Annotated in this window: 23 protein-coding genes; 14 read left to right on the forward strand and 9 right to left on the reverse strand. The window is 63.9% G+C overall.

Annotated elements, in window-relative coordinates; all coding sequences use genetic code 11:
• Window positions 1–33: 33 nt before the first annotated feature.
• The 3 genes from ureG to ACFFWD_RS44895 all read left to right on the forward strand — a co-directional run bounded on the left by ureG (window position 34) and on the right by ACFFWD_RS44895 (window position 4,014).
• Window positions 34–669, forward strand: a complete 636-nt coding sequence (ureG, locus tag ACFFWD_RS44885; RefSeq protein WP_376975890.1) for an urease accessory protein UreG — start codon at window positions 34–36, stop codon at window positions 667–669.
• 443 nt (window positions 670–1,112) lie between these two features.
• Complete coding sequence (locus tag ACFFWD_RS44890; RefSeq protein WP_376975891.1) at window positions 1,113–2,774, forward strand: CHASE domain-containing protein; 1,662 nt, start codon at window positions 1,113–1,115, stop codon at window positions 2,772–2,774.
• A gap of 211 nt (window positions 2,775–2,985) precedes the next feature.
• Window positions 2,986–4,014 (forward strand): cytochrome-c peroxidase, encoded by a 1,029-nt coding sequence (locus ACFFWD_RS44895; RefSeq protein WP_376975892.1) that lies wholly within the window; start codon window positions 2,986–2,988, stop codon window positions 4,012–4,014.
• A 36-nt stretch (window positions 4,015–4,050) separates the two neighbouring features.
• On the opposite strand, the gene ACFFWD_RS44900 is transcribed toward ACFFWD_RS44895, so the two are convergent.
• Window positions 4,051–4,212, reverse strand: a complete 162-nt coding sequence (locus tag ACFFWD_RS44900) for a hypothetical protein (RefSeq protein WP_376975893.1) — start codon at window positions 4,210–4,212, stop codon at window positions 4,051–4,053.
• A gap of 299 nt (window positions 4,213–4,511) precedes the next feature.
• Between ACFFWD_RS44900 and ACFFWD_RS44905 the strand changes: the two genes are divergently transcribed.
• Entirely contained in the window at window positions 4,512–5,495 is a 984-nt protein-coding gene (locus ACFFWD_RS44905; RefSeq protein ID WP_376975990.1) for a hypothetical protein, read from the forward strand.
• A gap of 14 nt (window positions 5,496–5,509) precedes the next feature.
• On the opposite strand, the gene ACFFWD_RS44910 is transcribed toward ACFFWD_RS44905, so the two are convergent.
• Window positions 5,510–5,875, reverse strand: coding sequence for a methylamine utilization protein (locus ACFFWD_RS44910; RefSeq protein ID WP_376975894.1), 366 nt, complete (start codon window positions 5,873–5,875; stop codon window positions 5,510–5,512).
• A gap of 232 nt (window positions 5,876–6,107) precedes the next feature.
• On the opposite strand from ACFFWD_RS44910, the gene ACFFWD_RS44915 reads away from it, so the two are divergent.
• A complete protein-coding gene (locus tag ACFFWD_RS44915) occupies window positions 6,108–8,987 on the forward strand; it encodes an EAL domain-containing protein (protein WP_376975991.1) in 2,880 nt (959 codons plus the stop codon).
• Window positions 8,988–9,077: 90 nt separating this feature from the next.
• On the opposite strand, the gene ACFFWD_RS44920 is transcribed toward ACFFWD_RS44915, so the two are convergent.
• Together ACFFWD_RS44920 and ACFFWD_RS44925 are read right to left on the reverse strand one after the other, a co-directional pair.
• Window positions 9,078–9,626, reverse strand: coding sequence for a sigma-70 family RNA polymerase sigma factor (locus ACFFWD_RS44920; RefSeq protein ID WP_376975895.1), 549 nt, complete (start codon window positions 9,624–9,626; stop codon window positions 9,078–9,080).
• Window positions 9,626–9,832, reverse strand: a complete 207-nt coding sequence (locus tag ACFFWD_RS44925) for a NepR family anti-sigma factor (protein WP_212498050.1) — start codon at window positions 9,830–9,832, stop codon at window positions 9,626–9,628. The genes ACFFWD_RS44920 and ACFFWD_RS44925 overlap by 1 nt, the downstream gene beginning before the upstream one ends.
• Before the next feature lie 270 nt (window positions 9,833–10,102).
• Between ACFFWD_RS44925 and ACFFWD_RS44930 the strand changes: the two genes are divergently transcribed.
• From ACFFWD_RS44930 to ACFFWD_RS44940, 3 genes are all read left to right on the forward strand, one after another.
• On the forward strand, window positions 10,103–10,912 hold the full coding sequence (locus ACFFWD_RS44930; RefSeq protein ID WP_376975896.1) for a response regulator: 810 nt from the start codon (window positions 10,103–10,105) through the stop codon (window positions 10,910–10,912).
• Between the two features lie 235 nt (window positions 10,913–11,147).
• Complete coding sequence (locus tag ACFFWD_RS44935) at window positions 11,148–12,029, forward strand: DMT family transporter (RefSeq protein ID WP_376975897.1); 882 nt, start codon at window positions 11,148–11,150, stop codon at window positions 12,027–12,029.
• 119 nt (window positions 12,030–12,148) lie between these two features.
• Window positions 12,149–12,289, forward strand: coding sequence for a hypothetical protein (locus ACFFWD_RS44940; protein WP_376975898.1), 141 nt, complete (start codon window positions 12,149–12,151; stop codon window positions 12,287–12,289).
• Window positions 12,290–12,335: 46 nt separating this feature from the next.
• Here ACFFWD_RS44940 and ACFFWD_RS44945 read toward each other — a convergent pair whose 3' ends face one another.
• Entirely contained in the window at window positions 12,336–12,587 is a 252-nt protein-coding gene (locus tag ACFFWD_RS44945) for a hypothetical protein (RefSeq protein WP_376975900.1), read from the reverse strand.
• 314 nt (window positions 12,588–12,901) lie between these two features.
• Here ACFFWD_RS44945 and ACFFWD_RS44950 point away from each other — a divergent pair, with 314 nt between their 5' ends.
• Window positions 12,902–13,087, forward strand: a complete 186-nt coding sequence (locus tag ACFFWD_RS44950) for a hypothetical protein (RefSeq protein ID WP_376975901.1) — start codon at window positions 12,902–12,904, stop codon at window positions 13,085–13,087.
• 52 nt (window positions 13,088–13,139) lie between these two features.
• Here ACFFWD_RS44950 and ACFFWD_RS44955 read toward each other — a convergent pair whose 3' ends face one another.
• Complete coding sequence (locus tag ACFFWD_RS44955) at window positions 13,140–13,367, reverse strand: hypothetical protein (RefSeq protein WP_376975902.1); 228 nt, start codon at window positions 13,365–13,367, stop codon at window positions 13,140–13,142.
• A gap of 256 nt (window positions 13,368–13,623) precedes the next feature.
• Between ACFFWD_RS44955 and ACFFWD_RS44960 the strand changes: the two genes are divergently transcribed.
• The 3 genes from ACFFWD_RS44960 to ACFFWD_RS44970 all read left to right on the forward strand — a co-directional run bounded on the left by ACFFWD_RS44960 (window position 13,624) and on the right by ACFFWD_RS44970 (window position 14,918).
• Window positions 13,624–13,842 carry a hypothetical protein gene (locus ACFFWD_RS44960; RefSeq protein WP_376975903.1) on the forward strand — a complete coding sequence of 73 codons (219 nt, stop codon included), beginning with the start codon at window positions 13,624–13,626 and terminating at the stop codon, window positions 13,840–13,842.
• A 124-nt stretch (window positions 13,843–13,966) separates the two neighbouring features.
• Window positions 13,967–14,176 (forward strand): hypothetical protein, encoded by a 210-nt coding sequence (locus ACFFWD_RS44965; RefSeq protein ID WP_376975904.1) that lies wholly within the window; start codon window positions 13,967–13,969, stop codon window positions 14,174–14,176.
• A gap of 61 nt (window positions 14,177–14,237) precedes the next feature.
• Window positions 14,238–14,918, forward strand: coding sequence for a transglutaminase-like domain-containing protein (locus ACFFWD_RS44970; RefSeq protein ID WP_376975905.1), 681 nt, complete (start codon window positions 14,238–14,240; stop codon window positions 14,916–14,918).
• 75 nt (window positions 14,919–14,993) lie between these two features.
• On the opposite strand, the gene ACFFWD_RS44975 is transcribed toward ACFFWD_RS44970, so the two are convergent.
• On the reverse strand, window positions 14,994–15,524 hold the full coding sequence (locus ACFFWD_RS44975) for a P-loop nucleotide/nucleoside kinase family protein (protein WP_376975906.1): 531 nt from the start codon (window positions 15,522–15,524) through the stop codon (window positions 14,994–14,996).
• 56 nt (window positions 15,525–15,580) lie between these two features.
• Between ACFFWD_RS44975 and ACFFWD_RS44980 the strand changes: the two genes are divergently transcribed.
• Window positions 15,581–15,778, forward strand: a complete 198-nt coding sequence (locus tag ACFFWD_RS44980; RefSeq protein ID WP_376975907.1) for an EamA family transporter — start codon at window positions 15,581–15,583, stop codon at window positions 15,776–15,778.
• 36 nt (window positions 15,779–15,814) lie between these two features.
• Here ACFFWD_RS44980 and ACFFWD_RS44985 read toward each other — a convergent pair whose 3' ends face one another.
• Both ACFFWD_RS44985 and ACFFWD_RS44990 read right to left on the reverse strand, forming a co-directional pair.
• Window positions 15,815–15,979: a hypothetical protein gene (locus ACFFWD_RS44985; RefSeq protein WP_376975909.1), complete on the reverse strand. Its 165-nt coding sequence runs from the start codon at window positions 15,977–15,979 to the stop codon at window positions 15,815–15,817.
• 344 nt (window positions 15,980–16,323) lie between these two features.
• Window positions 16,324–17,559, reverse strand: a complete 1,236-nt coding sequence (locus tag ACFFWD_RS44990; RefSeq protein ID WP_376975910.1) for an ABC transporter substrate-binding protein — start codon at window positions 17,557–17,559, stop codon at window positions 16,324–16,326.
• Between the two features lie 399 nt (window positions 17,560–17,958).
• Here ACFFWD_RS44990 and ACFFWD_RS44995 point away from each other — a divergent pair, with 399 nt between their 5' ends.
• The gene (locus ACFFWD_RS44995) at window positions 17,959–18,348 is read left to right on the forward strand and encodes a hypothetical protein (RefSeq protein WP_376975912.1); all 390 of its coding nucleotides are present in this window, start codon (window positions 17,959–17,961) and stop codon (window positions 18,346–18,348) included.
• Window positions 18,349–18,637: the final 289 nt, after the last annotated feature.

Raw genomic sequence — 18,637 nt, forward strand, 5'->3', positions numbered from 1 at the left:
GCAGGGACGACGATAACGGAAAGGGGCCCTCATATGTCGAACTCTCACGGCCCGTTGCGCGTCGGTGTCGGCGGCCCCGTCGGGTCGGGCAAGACCGCGTTGATGGACCTGCTCTGCAAGGCGATGCGCGAACGCTACGACATCGCCGCCATCACCAACGACATCTACACCAAATGGGACGCCGAGTTTCTGGTCCGGTCGGGGTCGCTGACGCCAGACCGCATCGCGGGCGTCGAGACCGGTGGCTGTCCGCACACCGCGATCCGCGAGGACGCCTCGATGAACCTTGCCGCCGTCGCCGACATGCGGGCCAAGTTTCCCGATCTCGACCTGGTCCTGATCGAATCCGGCGGCGACAATCTCGCCGCGACCTTCTCGCCGGAGCTCGCCGACCTCACGATCTATGTCATCGACGTCGCCGCCGGCGACAAGATCCCCTCCAAGGGCGGTCCGGGAATCACCCGGTCTGACCTTCTCGTGATCAACAAGACCGACCTCGCGCCTTATGTCGGAGCGTCGCTTGAGAAGATGGAAAGCGATGCGAGGCGGATGCGCGGGGAACGGCCCTTCGTGATGACCAACCTGAAGAAAAGCGACGGCCTCGACCGCATCATCAGCTTCATCGAGACCAAGGGCGGCCTGCGGTCGCAGGCGAAGGGCAAGGCCTAGGCCGGCTAGCCGTTAATCATTGTGGCATGGTCATCTCCGCGCACCGGCCCTTGCGTAGCCCGGATGAAGCGCAGCGAAATCCGGGACCGGCCTCTCCACGGCGAGACGACCCGGATTGCGCTGCGCTTCATCCGGGCTATGCGACCCTCAGCATAGGGGGACGAAGTTCGGGAATACGCGGCCCGCGCCTGCCCGCCACGAAAATGCTGCGCAATGGGCGGAACAAAATCCAACTTTGTCGATTAGCAACCACTGGCGCCGCCAAAGATCAGCCGCGCGGAGGCCATCGTTAATGTTGCCGGCCAGCTCTAGTTGCGTACCGATGATCGCTATTCCATATTCCGCCGCGGTTGGCGCTGATCGCATATTGTCGTGTTGCCGCTCCCGTAGACGCCAGATGCTTTCCATCCCTTTTCACCCCCCCTTGATTGCCGAGTAAGCGAGTGGTTCGGCTGGGCTTCATCGTCGCCTTGATCGGTCTGATCGGAGTCTTGCTCTCCGGTCTTGCCGCCTATCGGGTGCACGATCAGGAGCTGGCGCTCGATGGCATCGCGCTGGCGCGGGCGATCGACGTCCATGCGAGTCTGGTGCAGGACCGCCTGACCGAGCGCGAGCTCCTGGCGCGGGTCGCGTCCGGGCTGTTTCGCTCGCCCTCGACGGTGAAAGCCAACATGCTGCAGCCGCTGCGCTCGGCGATCTATGCCTTCAAGACCGATTTCGTCGTCGCCGCCTGGATCGCGCGGCTGAAGCCGGGCGAATTGCCGGCGGCGGAGGCGGAGCTGAAGAGTGCCGGCTTCACCGATCCGAAGATCCGCGATTTCGATGATCAGCCGCTCGACCTCAAGGCAATCGACAAGCCGATCGACGCGCTGATGGACGTCGAGCCGCGCAACCCGGAGACGTTGAACATCCCGGGCCGCGCCTTCGACCGCCACTCGGTGGTCGGCCCGATGCTGACGCAGGCGATGGCGGAAGCCAAGCCCGTCGCCTCCGATCCGATCCCCCTGTTGCGGCAGAACGGCCCGGTCGGCGTCGTGCTGGCGGCGCCGGTGATCCAGGACGGGGCTTCCGAGCCGGCCGGCTTCGTCACTTTTTCCTACGAGCTGGCGTCGCTGATGCTGACCAACGACGATGCCTCGCTGTTCGCCGTCGCGCTGAAGGATCCGCGGGACGCCAACGACGAGTTCACGGCGAACGAGCAGGGCGTCGTCACCTCGCGCGCGGTGCGCCAGGGTGGGCCGACGCCGTCGATGGTGCGCACGGTGACGTTCGGCGGCCGCGACTGGTCGCTCGACTATTACGCCAAGACCAACGCCATGGCGCGCGCGCAGCAGACCGCCACCATCGTCGCGGCGATTGGGCTTGCGCTGACCGGCATCGTCTGCGGCCTGTTCGGCTACGTCGCCTACAACAATCTGCGCCTCAGCCGCGAGATCGAGGTTCGGATCGGCTTCGAACGCCGCCTCACGGCGGTGATCGACGAGCTCAATCATCGTGTGAAGAACATCCTCGCGGTGATCCAGTCGATCGTCACGCGCACGCTGCGCCACGGCGCCGACATCGACGTCGCGCGCGAGCTCCTGATCGGACGCATTCACGCGATGTCGAACGTGGTGACGCTGCTCAGCGAGAGCCAGTGGCAGGGCGTCAAGCTGAAGGGCCTGTTCGAATCACGCTCGATCCCGCATGCCGACCGCATCGCGGTCAACGGCCCCGACATCACGGTGAGCGCGCGCGCCGCGCAATCGCTGTCGCTGTTGTTCTTCGAGCTCGCCTCGCATTCCGACGAGGGCCTGTCGCTGGTCGGCAAGCATCCGCACATCGTCGCCAACTGGGAGGTCAATGGCGAGGCCGCGGATTCGATCTTCCATTTCCGCTGGGAGGAGTTCAACACCAGCGAGGCGACGCGGCGCGCGGACTCCGATTTCGGCCTGATCCTGCTCGACCGCGTCGCGCCGGAAGCGCTCGGCGGCACCGCCAAGCGCTACTTCACCGACGTCTCCTATGTCTACGAGCTGACCGCGCCGATGGACACCGTGGTCGACATGACCGAGCGCGACCGCACCGAGCAGTTCTCCCAGCCGGTGCGGCCGGTGAAGAAGTAGGGGCGCCGGCGGCAGGAACCGACTGGATCGGTCGAAATGACCCCCCCCCGGGCGGCACCGTCCGGGAATAGCAGGGCGAAAAACCGGTCTTGAAAACTACTCCGGGAGCTTTTCGGGGAGCTGATCCCCGTAGTCGCCCGCAACCAATTGTTAAACCTTCATTGAACATGCTCCGGCATACACCGGGCAGGATACCGTTTCGAGGACCCCGATGAGGCTTTGGGTCAGCCTGACCGTGCTCGCGGCACTTTTGCCGGTAGGGCTGCCGCTTGCCTTGACGGCCGCGAAGGCGCCGCCCGACGACCTCGCGACGATCCGCGCCAGCTATCGTCGGCCGGACGCAATTCCCTTCCCAAGCAGCAACCCCTATTCCGAAGCGAAATCCGCCCTCGGAGAGATGCTGTTTTTCGATCCGCTGCTGTCGGGCTCCAAGACCCGCTCCTGCGCGACCTGCCACAATCCATCGCTGTCATGGGCGGACGGCCTTCCGCGTGCAATCGGTGAAGATCCGAATGGCCTGCCGATCCGTGCACCAACCCTGATCGATGTGGCCTTCACCGAGCCGCTCGGGTGGGATGGCAAGTTCAAGGATCTCGAGTCCGTTGCATTCGGACCGATCAAGAATCCGGCGAACATGAATCTCCCCGAGCCGGACTTGATTGCCCGCCTTTCAGCGATCCCGGCTTACGTCGATGTGTTCCGCCGTGCATTTGGCGATGGCGCGGTCACGCGGCCGCGAATCGAGGCGGCTTTGGCGACCTTCGAGCGTTCGATCGTTGCGGGCGAGGCGCCGTTCGACCGCTGGATCAAGGGAGACGACACCGCGATCAGCGCCGCCGCAAAGCAGGGCTTCCAGCTCTTCAACGGCAAGGCGCGGTGCGCGTCCTGCCACAGTGGACCATCCTTCTCGGACGGGTCTTTCCAGGATATCGGAACCGCCAAGGACGATGACATCGGGCGCGGACGGCTGTTTCCGACGTCGGCGAAGCTGCGCTATGCGTTCAAGACCCCGACGCTGCGCGACGTTGCGCGGCGTGCGCCCTACATGCACGACGGATCGGTCGCGACCTTGGAAGATGTCATCGAGCTTTACAACAAGGGCGGGGTCGACCGCCCGAGCAGATCGCCTGAGATAAGGCCCTTGTCCCTGACGGAGAGCGAGAAGAAGGATCTGATCGCCTTCCTTCAAACCCTGACCGCATCCGCGCAGGCTCCCGTCGTGCCGACGTTGCCGCGCTGACCGGGCGAACCTGATCGGCCCGCACTCGGACGCTTGTCAGGACAGATGGGGCAGTGCCGATCCCAACAGGCCAAGGCCGACGATCAGAAACGCACCTGCGCAGGTCTCCAGCATATCGGTCCGCGACGGATACCATTTGGCTCCGTAGGCGAGCACCGAGCCCACCCCGACAGTCACGACGCTCAACGCTCCGAACATCTACCGGCTCCCAATCCGACCTCGTCCGGGCTTTCACTACGACAGGTGGAATTGAGCCTCCGTGCCGAAATTAGCTAAAATCTGAAGCAATCGGGGCAAAAACGGCGCAAAACGCCCGCCCGGCGCCGTTAACTACGAAACAACCAGGGGGTGTTGGCCGGCGAAAATCGGTAAAATTTAATGTAAGATGAACAGATCGTTAAAAGTGGGCAATTGTTGCGATGTTCAGTCGACGGGAGCGGGACGCCAATTCGGTATCCCGGGGAAGCTCCTTCTTCGCCAAATGCATCGTTGGAATCTTGTTTTGCGTCGTGGCGTCACGGGACGCGGAGGCGCATGTCAAATGGTTCTGCGCGTATGATGTCGCCGGGCAGCCTCGGGGACTCGAAAATGTCCTGTGCCTGGATTTCGAGTTGCTGCTGGCCGTTGCCGTTCTTTGGCTCTTTGCCGGCTGCTTGGCTGAGCCCACGTCCGTTGGCGAGGCGACGATCCGGGCGCTGGACCGCATCACCAACCCGTTGCGGCTGCGCACCGAGGAGATGATCCGCGCCGTCTGCGGCTTCTTCTTCATCTCGATCTGGGCCGTCGGCGGGATCCTGCTGACCCCTGAGCTGAAGACGACGTCACCGCTCGTGGGCGCGCTCCAGATCGCGGTTGCCGCCGGAATGCTGTCGCGACGGACGTTGCCGCTGTCGGCCGCGGGGATCGCGGTGCTGTTCGGAATTGCCGTCTACAATTACGGCGTCTTTCATCTGGCCGACTACCCGATCTTTCTCGGCGTTGCCGCCTACCTGGCGCTCGTCGGGCTGCAGAAGGACCTGTTCGGAATTCGGCCGCTCGACGTCGTCAGGTATGCCGCCGGGGTCACCCTGATGTGGGCGTCCATCGAGAAATGGGCCTACCCGGAATGGAGCTTTCCGCTGCTCATCGAGCACGCCGGCATCACGCTTGGCTTCGACAACGAGTTCTACATGCGCGCCGCGGGCATGGTGGAGTTCACGCTTGCCTTTGCATTGCTCTGGACGCCGCTGATCCGGCGCTGCGCGGCCGTGGTGCTTTCGGGGATGTTCATCAGCGCGTGCTTCGAATTCGGGAAAATCGACGCGATCGGGCACTCGGCGATCATCGCCGTCCTGTTCGCGATCGTCTGCGACAACAAGACCTCCGAGCGCGATCGTCGCGCGCCGTGGCTTGCCCCGGTCGGGCTATGCGCAGCGCTGGCCGTGACGCTGTTCGTCTACTATGTCGGCCACGCCGCGATATTCAGGACGTCGATACTGTAGCGGCACAAGCGGTGCTACTTCGCGACGTGGACGGCGAGCTTCATCTTCGGATGAATGCCGCACAGCACCGTGTAGTCGCCGGCCTCGGAGAACACGACGTCGAACTTGCTGCCCGGTTGCTGATCGCCGGAATCGAAATTGAACGTGTCCGAACTCAAATAAGCGTGATGGAGGAGCTCGCCGTCGTCGTTAATGAATCGTAAAGATTCGCCGCGCTTGATCGAAATCTGCGCGGGCTTGAATGCCTGGTCCTTCTGCGAAATGGTGTAGGAGCTAGCGCCGAGAGCGGCTCCTGCCAGCGTTCCCACAGCGATTGCGGCCGCAATCGGCACGCGACCGAACTTGCCCAGGCGCAAGGCGCGCAACAAGCCTGACTGCATTCTCAACCCCCGCATCAAAGTCGAACAGCGGGCATCCTATAGCCGAAATGGTGCCTCGTGGATTACCCGCCATGCCGATTATGGCCACGTGATCTTAACGATTTCAGCATGAGTTCCAGTCACTACTAAAGCAATTTAAGGACAGTCATTTCCGCTGCGTCCGGCGGTCGGCGCGGCCTTAGCGTCTGGTATCACGGCGAAAGCGGACATGGGTCTTCTGTTCAATCCGAAAATGGGAAGTGTTGCGGCGCTTCGGTTTGTGACCGCACGCCTTTCACGCCTGGCCCTGACGAAGGGGTCGATTCGGATTCAGATCCTGATCTTTTGTCTTGCGATGAGCGCCGTCGCGGTGGCTCTCGGAGGGTATTCCATCCTTGGGATCCGCCATGCGGGCGATCTTGTCGCCAAGACGTTCGATGAATCATTGATGTCGATCAACTACGCCCGCGCGGCCGGCGCCGATTTCGCCGCAATGCGCGTGGCGTCGTCACAACGCCTCATGACCACGGACCCGGCAGTCCGCGCCAGTCTCGATAGCCAGATTGACGAGCTCGCGAAGGCGCTCTCGGAAGACCTGACGATCGCGACCGAGCGGTCGCAATCTAGTCGGGCGGCGAAGGCGGCCGCCAAGGTCCAGGAGGCGGCCGACGCCTGGATGGCACTTCATCGTCGCGCCATCGGATCGTCCTCGACGAGCGATGCCGTGTCCGGACCGCGTCCGCCGGATCCCGTGATCGGCGATGTCGATCGATACTCCAAGATCGTCAGTCAGCAGGTTGAACTGCTCGTTAACTATACCGCCGGCGACGCCTTCCTGTTCCGGCAGCGGGCGCTTGCGACGGTCAAGCGGGATCTGCAGCTCAATATCGCGGGGCTGACCATTGCGCTGATTCTCTCGGTGTTCTTTTCGTGGTTGCTTGCGCGCCGCATCATCGGGCCTGTCGCCATCGCGTCGAAGGCGGCAAGGAGGATCGCCGACGGAGACTTGAACGCAACGATCCCCGAGGGCGGCAGCGACGAGCTGGGAACTCTCCTGACCGCGATGGAGACGATGCGCGACAACATCAGGACGATGGTCAATCGGGAGGTGTCGCAACGGCAGTCTGCGCAGGCGCGGCTTTCCGATGCGCTCGAGAGCTCGCGCGAGGGCGTCGTGCTGCTGGACGCGGACGGCCAGATTGCGCTCGCCAACTCGCGCGCAAGCGAATTCATCCGTCACTCCCCGCAACTCGTGTACGCCGATTCTGCCGCAGAACTCGCGACCGCGGATGCCGACGTCGACGAATCCGCGAGCGAGGCCCGGCTTGCCGATGGACGATGGTTGCGCGTCAGCCGGAGTCAGACGCAGGAGGGGGGCGTCATTCTCGTTTACAGCGACATCACCACGCTGAAGCAGCAGAAAGCCGAGCTGCACGCCACGAATCTGAGGCTTGATGCGGCGCTCACGCATATGTCGCAGGGGCTGTGCCTCTACGACGGGGAGGGGCGGCTGCAGGTCATCAACCGCCGCTTCTGCGAGATATTCAATATTTCACCCGAGCTCGTCGCGCCGGGAATGACGCTGGAAGATCTCCTCATGCTGAGCATCGCCGCAGGAAATCACGGCAAGCAGACCGTGATCGATCTGCTGGTTGAGCGCGCGCGGTCGATATCCCGAGAAGAGGGCGGCAACTACCTTCAGCACCTCAGCGACGGGCGTATCGTCTCCATCGCCCAGCGGTCGACATCGGACGGCGGCTGGCTCGTTACCTGTGAAGACGTGACCGAGCAGCAGCGCGCCGAATCGCAGATCGCGTTCATGGCCCGGCACGACGCCCTGACCAGGCTGCCCAATCGAACCTTGCTGGCCGAACGCATCGAGCAGGCGGTTGCGCAGGCCGGCCGCGGCTTCGGCTTTGCGGTGTTCTGTCTGGATCTCGACAACTTCAAACAGGTCAACGATACGCTTGGTCATCCGGTCGGCGACGAGCTGCTCTGCGCCGTCGCGGACCGGCTGAACGCGTGCATTCGGGAAGTCGATACGGTCGCTCGTTTGGGCGGCGACGAGTTTGCAATCGTACAGATTGGGATCCAGGGCAGTGAGGATACCGAACGTCTGGCTCGCCGCATCGTGGAGTGTGTCGGAGCGCCTTATGAGCTGAGCGGGCATCGTGTCGTCGTCGGATGCAGCATCGGAATATCGCTGGCGCCGGGCGATGGTACGACCGGAGAAAAGCTTCTGAAAAACGCCGACGTGGCGTTGTACCGCGCCAAGATGGAGGGCAGGGGGACCTGGCGGTTCTTCGAACCCGCGATGGATGCAAGCCTGCAGAGACGCCGGGCACTCGAGCTCGACCTTCGCGAGGCGATGAGCAAGGACGAATTCGCGCTGTTCTACCAGCCGCTTTATGACCTGCATCTCGACCGCATCTGCGGCTTCGAAGCGCTGCTGCGCTGGCATCATCCAAAGCGCGGGCTGGTGCCGCCCGATCAGTTCATCCCGATCGCGGAGGAGATCGGGCTGATCGCCTCATTGGGCGAATGGGTGCTCAATCGCGCCTGCGAGCAGGCCACTTTCTGGCCGAGCGAGATGAAGATCGCGGTCAACGTCTCTGCGGCCCAGTTTCGCGATCCGGGGTTCATTGACATCGTTGCCGACGCGCTCACGGCGTCGAAATTGTCTCCACAGCGGCTTGAACTCGAAATCACCGAATCGGTTTTTCTGGCGAACAGCACCGAGACGATCGCAACGCTCCACAAGCTGAAGGCGCAGGGGGTGCGCATCGCATTGGACGATTTCGGCACCGGCTATTCCTCGCTGAGCTATTTGCGCAGCTTCCCGTTCGACAAGCTGAAGATCGACAAGTCGTTCGTGCGTGACGCTACGGCGACCCATGGATCGAGATCGATTATCCGTGCCGTTATCAGTCTTGGCAAAGGCCTCGGCATGACGACGATCGCCGAGGGAGTCGAAACGATCGAACAGTTGAACCACATGAGGGCCGAAGGCTGCAACGAGGCCCAGGGCTTCCTGTTCAGTCGTCCGGTCCCGGTCGCCGAGATACCGGCGACGATCCTCGCGCTGCGCAACGGCTTCAAGGAGGACGGCTTCAAGAACGCGATGGCCAGCTAGGCTCGTTTCACCTCTTCGCGGCTACGGTGTGGCAGACACCAAAAAGGCGGCCCGCTCGGGCCGCCTTTCTGCATTCCCCATCCCGTTCGTTTACCCGCCGTTGCCGCCGATCACCGCGCGCACGGTGTTGTCGGGGCCGAAATCCTCGGCGCTGTCGACATAGAGCAGTGCGCTCAGTTTTGATCTCGCACGGTTGACGCGGCTCTTGATGGTGCCGACCGCGCAGCCGCAGATCGCAGCCGCGTCCTCATAGGAGAAGCCGGAGGCACCGACCAGGATCAGTGCCTCACGCTGGTCCTGCGGCAGCTTGTCGAGCGCGGCGCGGAATTCCTCGAACTCCAGATGCGCGGTCTGCGACGGCTGGCTCTTCAGCGTCTTGGCGTAATTGCCCTCGCCATCCTCCACCTCGCGCCGCCGTTTGCGATAGTCCGATCGAAACAGGTTGCGCAGGATGGTGAACAGCCAGGCCGGCAGGTTGGAGCCCGGCTGGAACGAATCGATATTGGCGATCGCGCGCAGCAAGGTCTCCTGCACCAGATCGTCGGCGCGGTCGCCATTGCCGGACAGCGAGATCGCGAAGGCACGCAGGCTCGGCACCGCCGCCAGGATGTCATCGCGAAGTTGGTTCGTGAGAGGCATTAGTCCCCTCCATTGTTCTTGTCGGTATCGCCCCCGGCCGCAGCGGCAGCCGCGGCAGCCTCCGGTCCGTCGAGCTTGCGGATCAGCTCCGCGAAGCGGTCCGGCACCCCCTGTCTCACCACGTCGTCGTACATGGCGCGAAGCTGGTGTCCGATTCGTGATTGGATCTCGGCATTGAGACCGCCCTGCTTCTTTACTTCCTTCATGATCTGATCCACGCTTCCCCGGGAGTTAAGTCTCTGATTTCCAAGTCGTTTCCTCGAAATGAGAGTCTGGCCGCGTCGCCTTGTCGGTGACGAGCTAATGCAAAGTTGCGCAGAAAGTTCCGGAACGGGGGAACTATTTCACGGAACTTTTTCGACGCTCACGCGTAGTCGGGGATGCAGGGGAACCGGGGGGCGTCCCATCAACCGAGATATCGCCCCCTGACAACGCGTTTTCAGGCCGATAGGCTGACGAACAAGGATGGAGTGGGAATGTCCCGATCGCAGGTCGTTGCTGAACATCTGCCGCTGTTGCGCCGCTATGCCCGCGCGCTGACCGGAAACCAGGCGTCGGGGGACGCCTATGTCGGGGCCATGCTCGAGGCCCTGCTGCAAGACGCATCACTGCTTGACCAGACGCATGGCCCGCGCGCCGGGTTGTTTCGCCTGTTCACCCAGATTTGGAATTCGGTGTCGGTGAACGACGACAAAGCCGACGTGGCGACGCTGTCGCTGCCGCCGGAGCGGAGGCTCTCCAACATCACGCCGCTGCCGCGCCAGGCCTTCCTGCTGCTCTCGCTGGAAGGCTTCTCGGAGGAGGAGGTGGCCTACATCCTCGGCATCGACATCGCAGAGACGCGTAAGCTCACCGATGCCGCCGGCCGCGAGATGGCCGCCGAGATCGCCACCGACGTGCTGATCATCGAGGACGAGACCTTCATCGCCATGGACCTCGAGAGCCTGGTGAAGAATCTCGGCCACAATGTCATCGGCGTCGCACGCACCCATTCCGACGCGGTGGCGCTCGCCAAGAACAAGAAGCCCGGTCTGATCCTCGCCGACATCCAGCTCGCCGACGGCTCGTCGGGGCTGGATGCAGTAAACGAGCTGCTGCGGACCTTCGAGGTGCCGGTGGTGTTCATCACCGCCTATCCCGAGCGCTTCCTCACCGGCGAGCGGCCGGAGCCCGCGTTCCTGATCTCGAAGCCGTTCCAGCCTGCGATGGTGTCGGCGGTCGCGAGCCAGGCGCTGTTCTTCCAGCGCAACTCGCGCAACCGCGCGCCGCGGGCGGCCTCGGCGTGAGGTCCTGAGTTTCACGTTAGCTGGTCAACTGATCCGGCGCGCCGAAAGGTGCGCCGCTTTTTTTGGGTATGTCGGTTCGTAGCCCGCATGAAGCGGAGCGAAATCCGGGAGCAGTTGCGCCGGCCGCGAGAGCTCCCCGGATTTCGCTGCGCTCCATCCGGGCTACGAAATATTCGCGCCGCGGCATGCGCAACGTGATGTGGAGCCGCCGGCCCGGGGCTGCTAAGCGCTTGCCATGGACACCACGCGGCGCGACAGATCGATCGGCTTCCTCTGCCTCCTGGTGACGGCGTTCGGCTGGGCGTTGAACTGGCCCTTGATGAAGCTGTTGCTGCAGCTGTGGCCGCCGCTGTTCGCCCGCGGCCTCGCCGGGGTCGCGGCCGCGCTGATCCTCGGCACGCTGGCGCTGTCGCGCGGGCAGTCGCTTGCCGTGCCGCGCGAGGCGATGGCGCGCCTTGTGTTCGCCTCCTTCACCAACGTCTTCGCCTGGATGGGCTTTGGCACCATGGCGATGAAGTTCGTCACCGTCGGCGAGGGCGCGCTGCTCGCCTACACCATGCCGATCTGGGCGATGCTGTTCGCCTGGCCGGTGCTCCATGCCCGCCCGACGCTGCGCGACGTCGCGGCGCTGGTGCTCGGGGTTGCCGGCGTCGCGCTCCTGCTTGGCGGCAAAGGCTATGCCTTCAGCGTCGGCAAGCTCACCGGCATCGCGCTGGCGCTCGCCTGCGCCATCCTGTTCGCGCTTGGCAACGTGCTGAACCGCAAGCCGCTGCCGATGCCGCCGCTTGCCGTGGTGGCCTGGCAGGTCGGCATCGGCTGCCTCGTGATGCTCCTGCTCGGCGTGCTGTTCGAGCATCCCGACATCACCGCGATCACGCCGCTCGGCCTCGGCTGCTTCGTCTACATGACGCTGATACCGATGGGCGTCTGCTACCTCACCTGGTTCGAGACGTTGCGCCGCCTGCCGCCGACCTCGGCCTCGACCGGCATGCTGCTGGTGCCTGTGATCGGCGTGATCTCGGCCGCGCTCATCCTCGGCGAGCCGCTCGGCCTGCGCGAGATCGGCGCCATGGTGCTGACGCTCGGCGGCGTCACGCTCGCGCTGCAGCGGGGCTGACGCGGGCGTTTTCCCTCCCGCAATCGCTCAACGGAACGGACGCGCATGCACCGCGTTCTTTCATCGTGCTCGATCCGATTCCGGCTATGCGCGCAAGCGGAAGGGGGAGGGAGTTGGCCATGCGCAAGGCGATAGCGCAACTTGATCCAGAGCAGAGGGCACAGCTGCTTTACCTGGCCGATCTCGGCACGGCGTTGTGTTCGTCGGCGCTCGTGGTCGCCATTCTGAAGGGGATCGCCGATCTCTTCGGCGCGGGGTGAGGCAGGCTCCGTGCCGCGGTGACGTGCCGGCCGCGCTGGCGCGCGGTCAGTCCTCCTCGCGCCTCTCCGTATCCGCGGCCTGCATGTGTCCCTCCGGTCCGCGATCGAACACGCCGTAATCGCTGGATTTTACACCGGCGATCGCGTCCGCCCCCAGACTGGCAAGGCCGAGCTTGAGCAGCTCGCGGACCGCCGCGGCGCGTGTCGGCATCCGGTGCTTGAAACGGAAATCGTCGACGGCTGCCAGCTCTTCGGGGGACAACATGACTTGGAGGCGTTCGGCGCGAAGCTCGTTCATCGCAGGCCACCCAAACTTAGCCGGATGAGTAATTTGCTAAACGCGCAAACTCGCGGCGGGTTCCCCAAGCTGAGACAAAAACGTTAACTGAGTATAATTACCAAATAAAATCAATAGCTTATTGCTGAACCTTATCCGGCCTGACGCGTTTTCCCTGCGTGGGAGAGGTGTCATGACGCAACAAGTCAAGCTGCCCCGCAAGCTGTCCGAGGAACCGGATACGCCCAAGCCACGGCGGCCGAGTCACGCGCGGGTCATCGAACAACTGGACCGCTGGCTCAACAGCCCCGGCCTTCAACCGCCAAGGGAAGACGATGAGAGCGACGAGGAAACGATCCGAGCCCCACACATTCGAGCAGCGTCTGTCTGAACAGCGGCTGCGCCTCGAGGCCGAGCGCGCCGGGCTGCCAGAGGGCACGCGGCGCGCGGTGCTCACAGCACGCATCGAGCAATTGCAGACCGCGGCCGAGATGTACGCGATCCTGACGCGACGGGATTGAGCCTTTCACCTTACCCTGCACCTTGCCCTGCTGAGCGAGCTGTCGCGCCGACCTATCCGGTCGGGCGGCGACCGGTGCGCGGATTGAGCGGCGGGGTCGGCTGCCGTCGCAGCGCCTCGGGGAGGAACACTTCGTCCGGATCGGGCGAGGCTTCCGCGCGGACGTCGGCGGCGGTCTGTGCGCGCTCGTGCGGCGTGCGGTTGTCCCTGAACTTCCGCTTCACATCGACCCCGTCGACGGGATCGTTGACGCCATGCTGGATATCCCTGGAGTCACCCATCGTGTGCTCCGCTTCTGGTTTCATCGGTGACAACGTGGTGCCGCTCGCGGACGTTCCAAGCCGCCGTGGAACAGGCCGCCGTATCATGGGGTGCGGGAACGCATTTCGCTCTCGACGCTTGCCTCCCGAAAGGAGATGTCGAACAACGTCCCGGCGCGGACGACAAGAAGCCCGACCTGGAGAGGTGGCACGAGACCAACACGCATTGAGACGCGCAGGTATCGCGCCTTGCGCGGTATCGCGAAGGAGGACGGCGATGGGACTGGCGCAATATTCGGTGATCCCCGTGCAGAATGAATGGGGCGTGTTGCATGACGGCAATGTCAACGCCGGCTATGCCACCAAGGAGGCGGCGTTCGAGTCCGCGATGAAGGCGGCGTCGCTTGCGATCCGGCAAGGCCATGAGGTCCATGTCAGCGTCCCCGGGAGCGTCAGCGCCCCCGGGAGCCGGGACGAGGAAAAATCCGTGGCGTAGGCGATCCCCCGCTTTCCCGTGATCGTGGGCCTTGAAGCCGTTCGGAATTGTTGGCGCCGGGTACCGCCGGCAGGTAGAATGGAACCCGAACGGGTAACTGAGGCCTCAGGGAAAGACCGGGGAGATGAAGCACGTCGACGTCGCGGTGATCAGCGCCACGCTGTGGCTGTTGGCGTCGATGGTGCTTGATATCCTGACGCCGAAATCCATCACAGTCTTCATGATCGCGGCCGCGCTCGCCCCGCCGTTCCTGATCGGGCTCGGCATCCATTTCGCGCGCGAATATGTCAAGGCGAAGCGGCCGCGCCCCTGGGATGAACGTTTCAGGAATTGAGCAGGGCCGGCGTGCGATTGCCGCATTGAACTCGGCGGAGGCGGCTTGCTAGTGTTGCGGCATGACCGACACCCTCCCCGACACGATCAGTCGCCTCTACACCGATCCCGGCGAATATATCGACAGCGACCATCCGGCGGTCGCGGCATTCGCGCGCGAGGCCGTCCCCGCCGATGCCAGCGATCGCGACAAGGCGAGCTTCCTCTACAAGGCCGTCCGCGACGGCATCCGCTACAATCCCTATGTCAGCATGCGCAATGCTGAGACCTACCGCGCCTCCAGCGTGCTCGCCGCCGGCCACGGCTACTGCGTCGGCAAGGCCGCGCTCTATGCCGCCGCCTGCCGTGTCCACGGCATTCCGGCCCGCGTCGGCTTCGCCGACGTGCGCAACCACCTCACCACCGAGAAGCTGCGGCAGAGCATGGGCACCGACATGTTCACCTGGCACGGCTTCACCGAGGTGTTCGTCGACGGCGCCTGGCGCAAGGCGACGCCGACCTTCAACGACACACTCTGCGCCAAGCTCGGCGTCAAACCGCTCGATTTCGACGGCCATGGCGATGCGCTGCTGCATCCGTTCGACGGCGCGGGGCGCACCTACATGCAGTATGTCAACGACCACGGCAGCTATCACGACGTCCCCGCCAAATTCCTGATGCGCGAGATGGCGCGCGAATACGCCGATATGCAGGGCGAGGATTTGTCCGGCCGCGACATGGAGCGCGAGGCGGCGGAGGGCTGAGGCCAGCACAACCCCGGGCATCACGAGTTTGCGAGGCGGGGTCGGGCAGGGCCGTCGTCCTACTCCGCTATCCGGTCACACGAGATCGAATCGTCGGATAATCGCCTGCGCATTGGTCTCGGCGGAATTCGCTTCGCTGTCGAGCACGAGGCAGTTCGGCCGCGGCACCGCCGACACCCTGTGCTCCTCCAGGAATTGGCGGACGCCGGTCTCCGACATCATCTTTCGCCGGGCCGCCCGGTCCGGCGTGCCGACGCGCCGGACAATCTCCTCCGTCGAGCATGTCAGGAATACCGGCAGCAGCTCACCGCCGTGCCGTTTCACGATCGCCTCGAACTGCTCGAAGGTCGGAAGATCGATGGGATCGACGTAGACGAACGTCATGACCAGGAGCTGAAGGCCCTGGTCCAGCGCCGCATCCAGCACCGAGGTGCGGACCGTCTGCACAAGGTCCCAAAAGCCCGGCGCGCCGAAGTCGAACACGGTGCGGGCGACGTCGATCGCGGCATGGTTGTCGAACAGCCGCCCGCTGGTTTGGGCGAGCAGTGCCTTCGCGGTCGTCAGCTTTCCGGCAGCCGGCGCGCCGTGTATGAATACGAGCTTCATGCGGCCAAGTGTAGCGATTGATGCGAGACGGGTCACGGCCTCGTTGAGCCATCGAATTGCGCGAGCTCGCCTATGCGGGCTTTGCCTGGCTCGGGGCGAGGTTCGGCTCGGTGCGGACGTCGCTCGTGCTCTACGTCGCGCCGATCGCGAGCGCGCTGTTGTCGTTCGCGATCCTCGGCGAGCCGCCGACCCTGATCCATTTCATCGGCGGCGTGCTCATCCTCGGCGGCGTCTGGGCGAGTTTGCGAAAATGAGCGTGTGGGTCGGAATATGGGGAGGGTGGCGAGGGCTCACCGTTTCTCTTCAAGCGCCACTGCGACGCGGCCCTTGCCGCCGCATTTGGCGCAGGGCGGCGGGTAGATCTTCCGCCCCTGCTGCGGCGGCTGCTGCACCTTGGGAAACCCGGTACCGTTGCAGGCACCGCACTTCAGTTCGGTGGTCCTTGCCGTCGCCATGGTTGATCCAGCTCCGGCGACAGCATGCCCCTGTCGCCTGCACCGGACATGTGCCTTTAGTCATGCGCCGGCCGGTCCGGCCAGGATTTTTCCGCGCTGTCCCTCAAGGCAATCGCAGATGCGGATCACGCCGCAGGCTCGGTGTTCCCTATGTGGCCCCGGTTGTTCTACAAACTCGTCATGCCCGGGCTTGTCCCAGGCATCCACGTCTCGGTTTCGGGTGAAGACAGACGTGGATGGCCGGGACAAGCCCGGCCATGACGACGCTGAAACATCAGCGCCAAAGTCGGCCGATGCCATATGCGATGGCCCTGACGTCGGCCTGAACCAGCCGGCGGCGCCAGCTAGTGTTTCGGCGCCTCGGAGAATGCCGTCTCCAGCACATCGCCGATCGGCTGCCAGGTGCGGCCGTCGAACTGCATCAGCCGCATGTGCCGGATCGGCCGGAAGTCGGACGAATTGGTGTTGATCGTGATGCCGGGCAGCATGACCGACGGCTGGTAATCCCTCAGCGAGGCGGCCTGCCGCATCACGTTCTCGGGCGATAGATCCTCGCCGCACTGTTTCAGCACCTGCACCAGGGTTTCCGCCGCCGCGTAGCCATAGAGCGCGCTCGAGTCGTTGATGTTGCCTTGCGGGTAGTATCTGGCGACGAAGGCCGACCACTCCTTGATCGCCGGATCGTCCTTCCAGGCCGGATCGCTCGGATCCTTCAGGTATGCGGCCGAGACGACGCCTTGCGACCTGTCGACGCCGGCCGGGCTAAGCGCCGTGCCGATGGACGCCGCAGCATTGGCAAGGATGAATACCGGATGCCAGTTGGAGTCCGCCGCCAGCCGGATCGCCTGGGACGCCGTGCTCGGAACGCCGGCGAAGACGAAGATATCGGCGCCGGCCCGCCTCAGGATCGAGACATGGGTCTCAATATGCTCGTCGGCGATATCAAACGCGACATCGACGATGATCATGCGCTTGAGGTCGCCGAGACCCTCCTCGAACCCCTTGAACACGTCGCGCCCGAACTGGTCGTTCTGCCAGAGCACCACGATCTTGCGGTTGGGATAGGACGCCTGGATATAGTTCGCGTAGATGCGCCCCTCCGCGCGGAACGACGGTTGCCAGCCCATGGTCCAGGGAAACGCCGCGGGGTTGCTCCATTGCTCATCGCCCGACGCGACGAAGAGCTGGGGGATCTTCCGCTCGTTCAGGTAGGTCCGCACCGCAAGGTTGCCCGGCGTGCCGAACGAGTTGAACATCATCTGCACATGTTCGCGCTCGACCAGCCCTTTGGTGAGATCGAGCGCCACCGACGGGTCGGAATTGTCGTCTTGGGTGATGAAGCGGATCTTGCGGCCGTTGATCCCGCCGCGGTCGTTGATCATCTCGAAATAGGCGGCTTCCGCCTTGCCGATCGGCGCGAATTCCGCAAGCGCCCCGGTATAGGGCGTGAGATTGCCGATGCGGATCTCACCGTCGCTCGCGGACGCGGCCTCATGACGCTGGGACATTGCGCCGAGCGACGTCAGCGCGGCGACACAAGCGATCAGCAAACGGCCCAGGGCTTTGATGGTGGCTTTCATGGCAGCCTCCGGAAGCTTCGGCAGTCCGGTTGCGAGCAAAGCTAGCGGAAGGATTCGGCAATTTGTCGGCAAGCGCAGGGGAAGATGCGCGGGCGACCTGGTTTTCGGAAGGGCCTTGGTTTTCGAAAGAGCTTTGGCTTTGGACAGATTCGAAAAAAAGCAGGGCGCGACCGGCATCACCACAGTCGCGCCCTACGTCGCCGGTCAATGGGGCAGGGGGAATAACCGGCTGCCGGGATGACTCCGAAGTCCGCCAGTCGTTCCGGGCGTGCGAAAATTTTTTCGTACACGGTTAAGTGATTGCGCTCTGCGAGAACCGCGGCGGTTTTGCCCGCGTTGTGTCCGTGATCGCCAGGGAATTTGAGCAAGCGATTTTCGTGGGGCGAGGGGTCTTCGGACATGTCACAGATTCAAAAGGGAATTTTCGGCGCGCTCGCCGTGGTTCTGACGTTGGGCGCCGTCCAGCTCGCATCCGGCCATGATCTTGTCGGCCGTCAGCTTTCCCCATCAGCCGCGCCCGAGCACGGCGTCAACCGCGTCGCCAAGGCCGATCGCGAGACGGTTCCGTCAGCCGGCCAGACCAGCCGGACCGTCGTGCTCAAGGTCGATGGCTTGCCCGACACCACGGTGCTGGTCCGCGTGCCCGTGCGCAAGGATGAGGCGCGCAACCGGCCGGCTGCGCCCGGCCGCACCCGTCCCGGCGAGGTTCGCAAGATTGCCTGCGAGCCCGTGGTCAGCGTCCTGACCGATGTCGCCAAGCTGCTGCAGCCGGGGCGTTGCATCACCTGAGGCCGGTCGCATTTCACCGAATTGAGTGCGCCCGACGCGCCCGGAAGCGTGCGCGAAAAATCGAATTTTGCGTGGCAGATCAAGGCGACACACCCTGTCCAGTCCTCCGCGCGAAAATATTCCGCTTCCGTCGTCGGGCAAATCAGTGGCACGACTCCGCCCGTCTCACCCGAATGAGGGGCGGCTCGCGATCGTCACGAACGTGGGGTGGGATGCGGTGGACGCCGCATGCGCAACTGACGAGTGCGCATGAAGCGGACGGTGAAGTCGTGTGGTCCTGACGCCCCAG

This window comes from Bradyrhizobium erythrophlei (assembly GCF_042430365.1).
GTDB lineage: Bacteria > Pseudomonadota > Alphaproteobacteria > Rhizobiales > Xanthobacteraceae > Bradyrhizobium > Bradyrhizobium erythrophlei.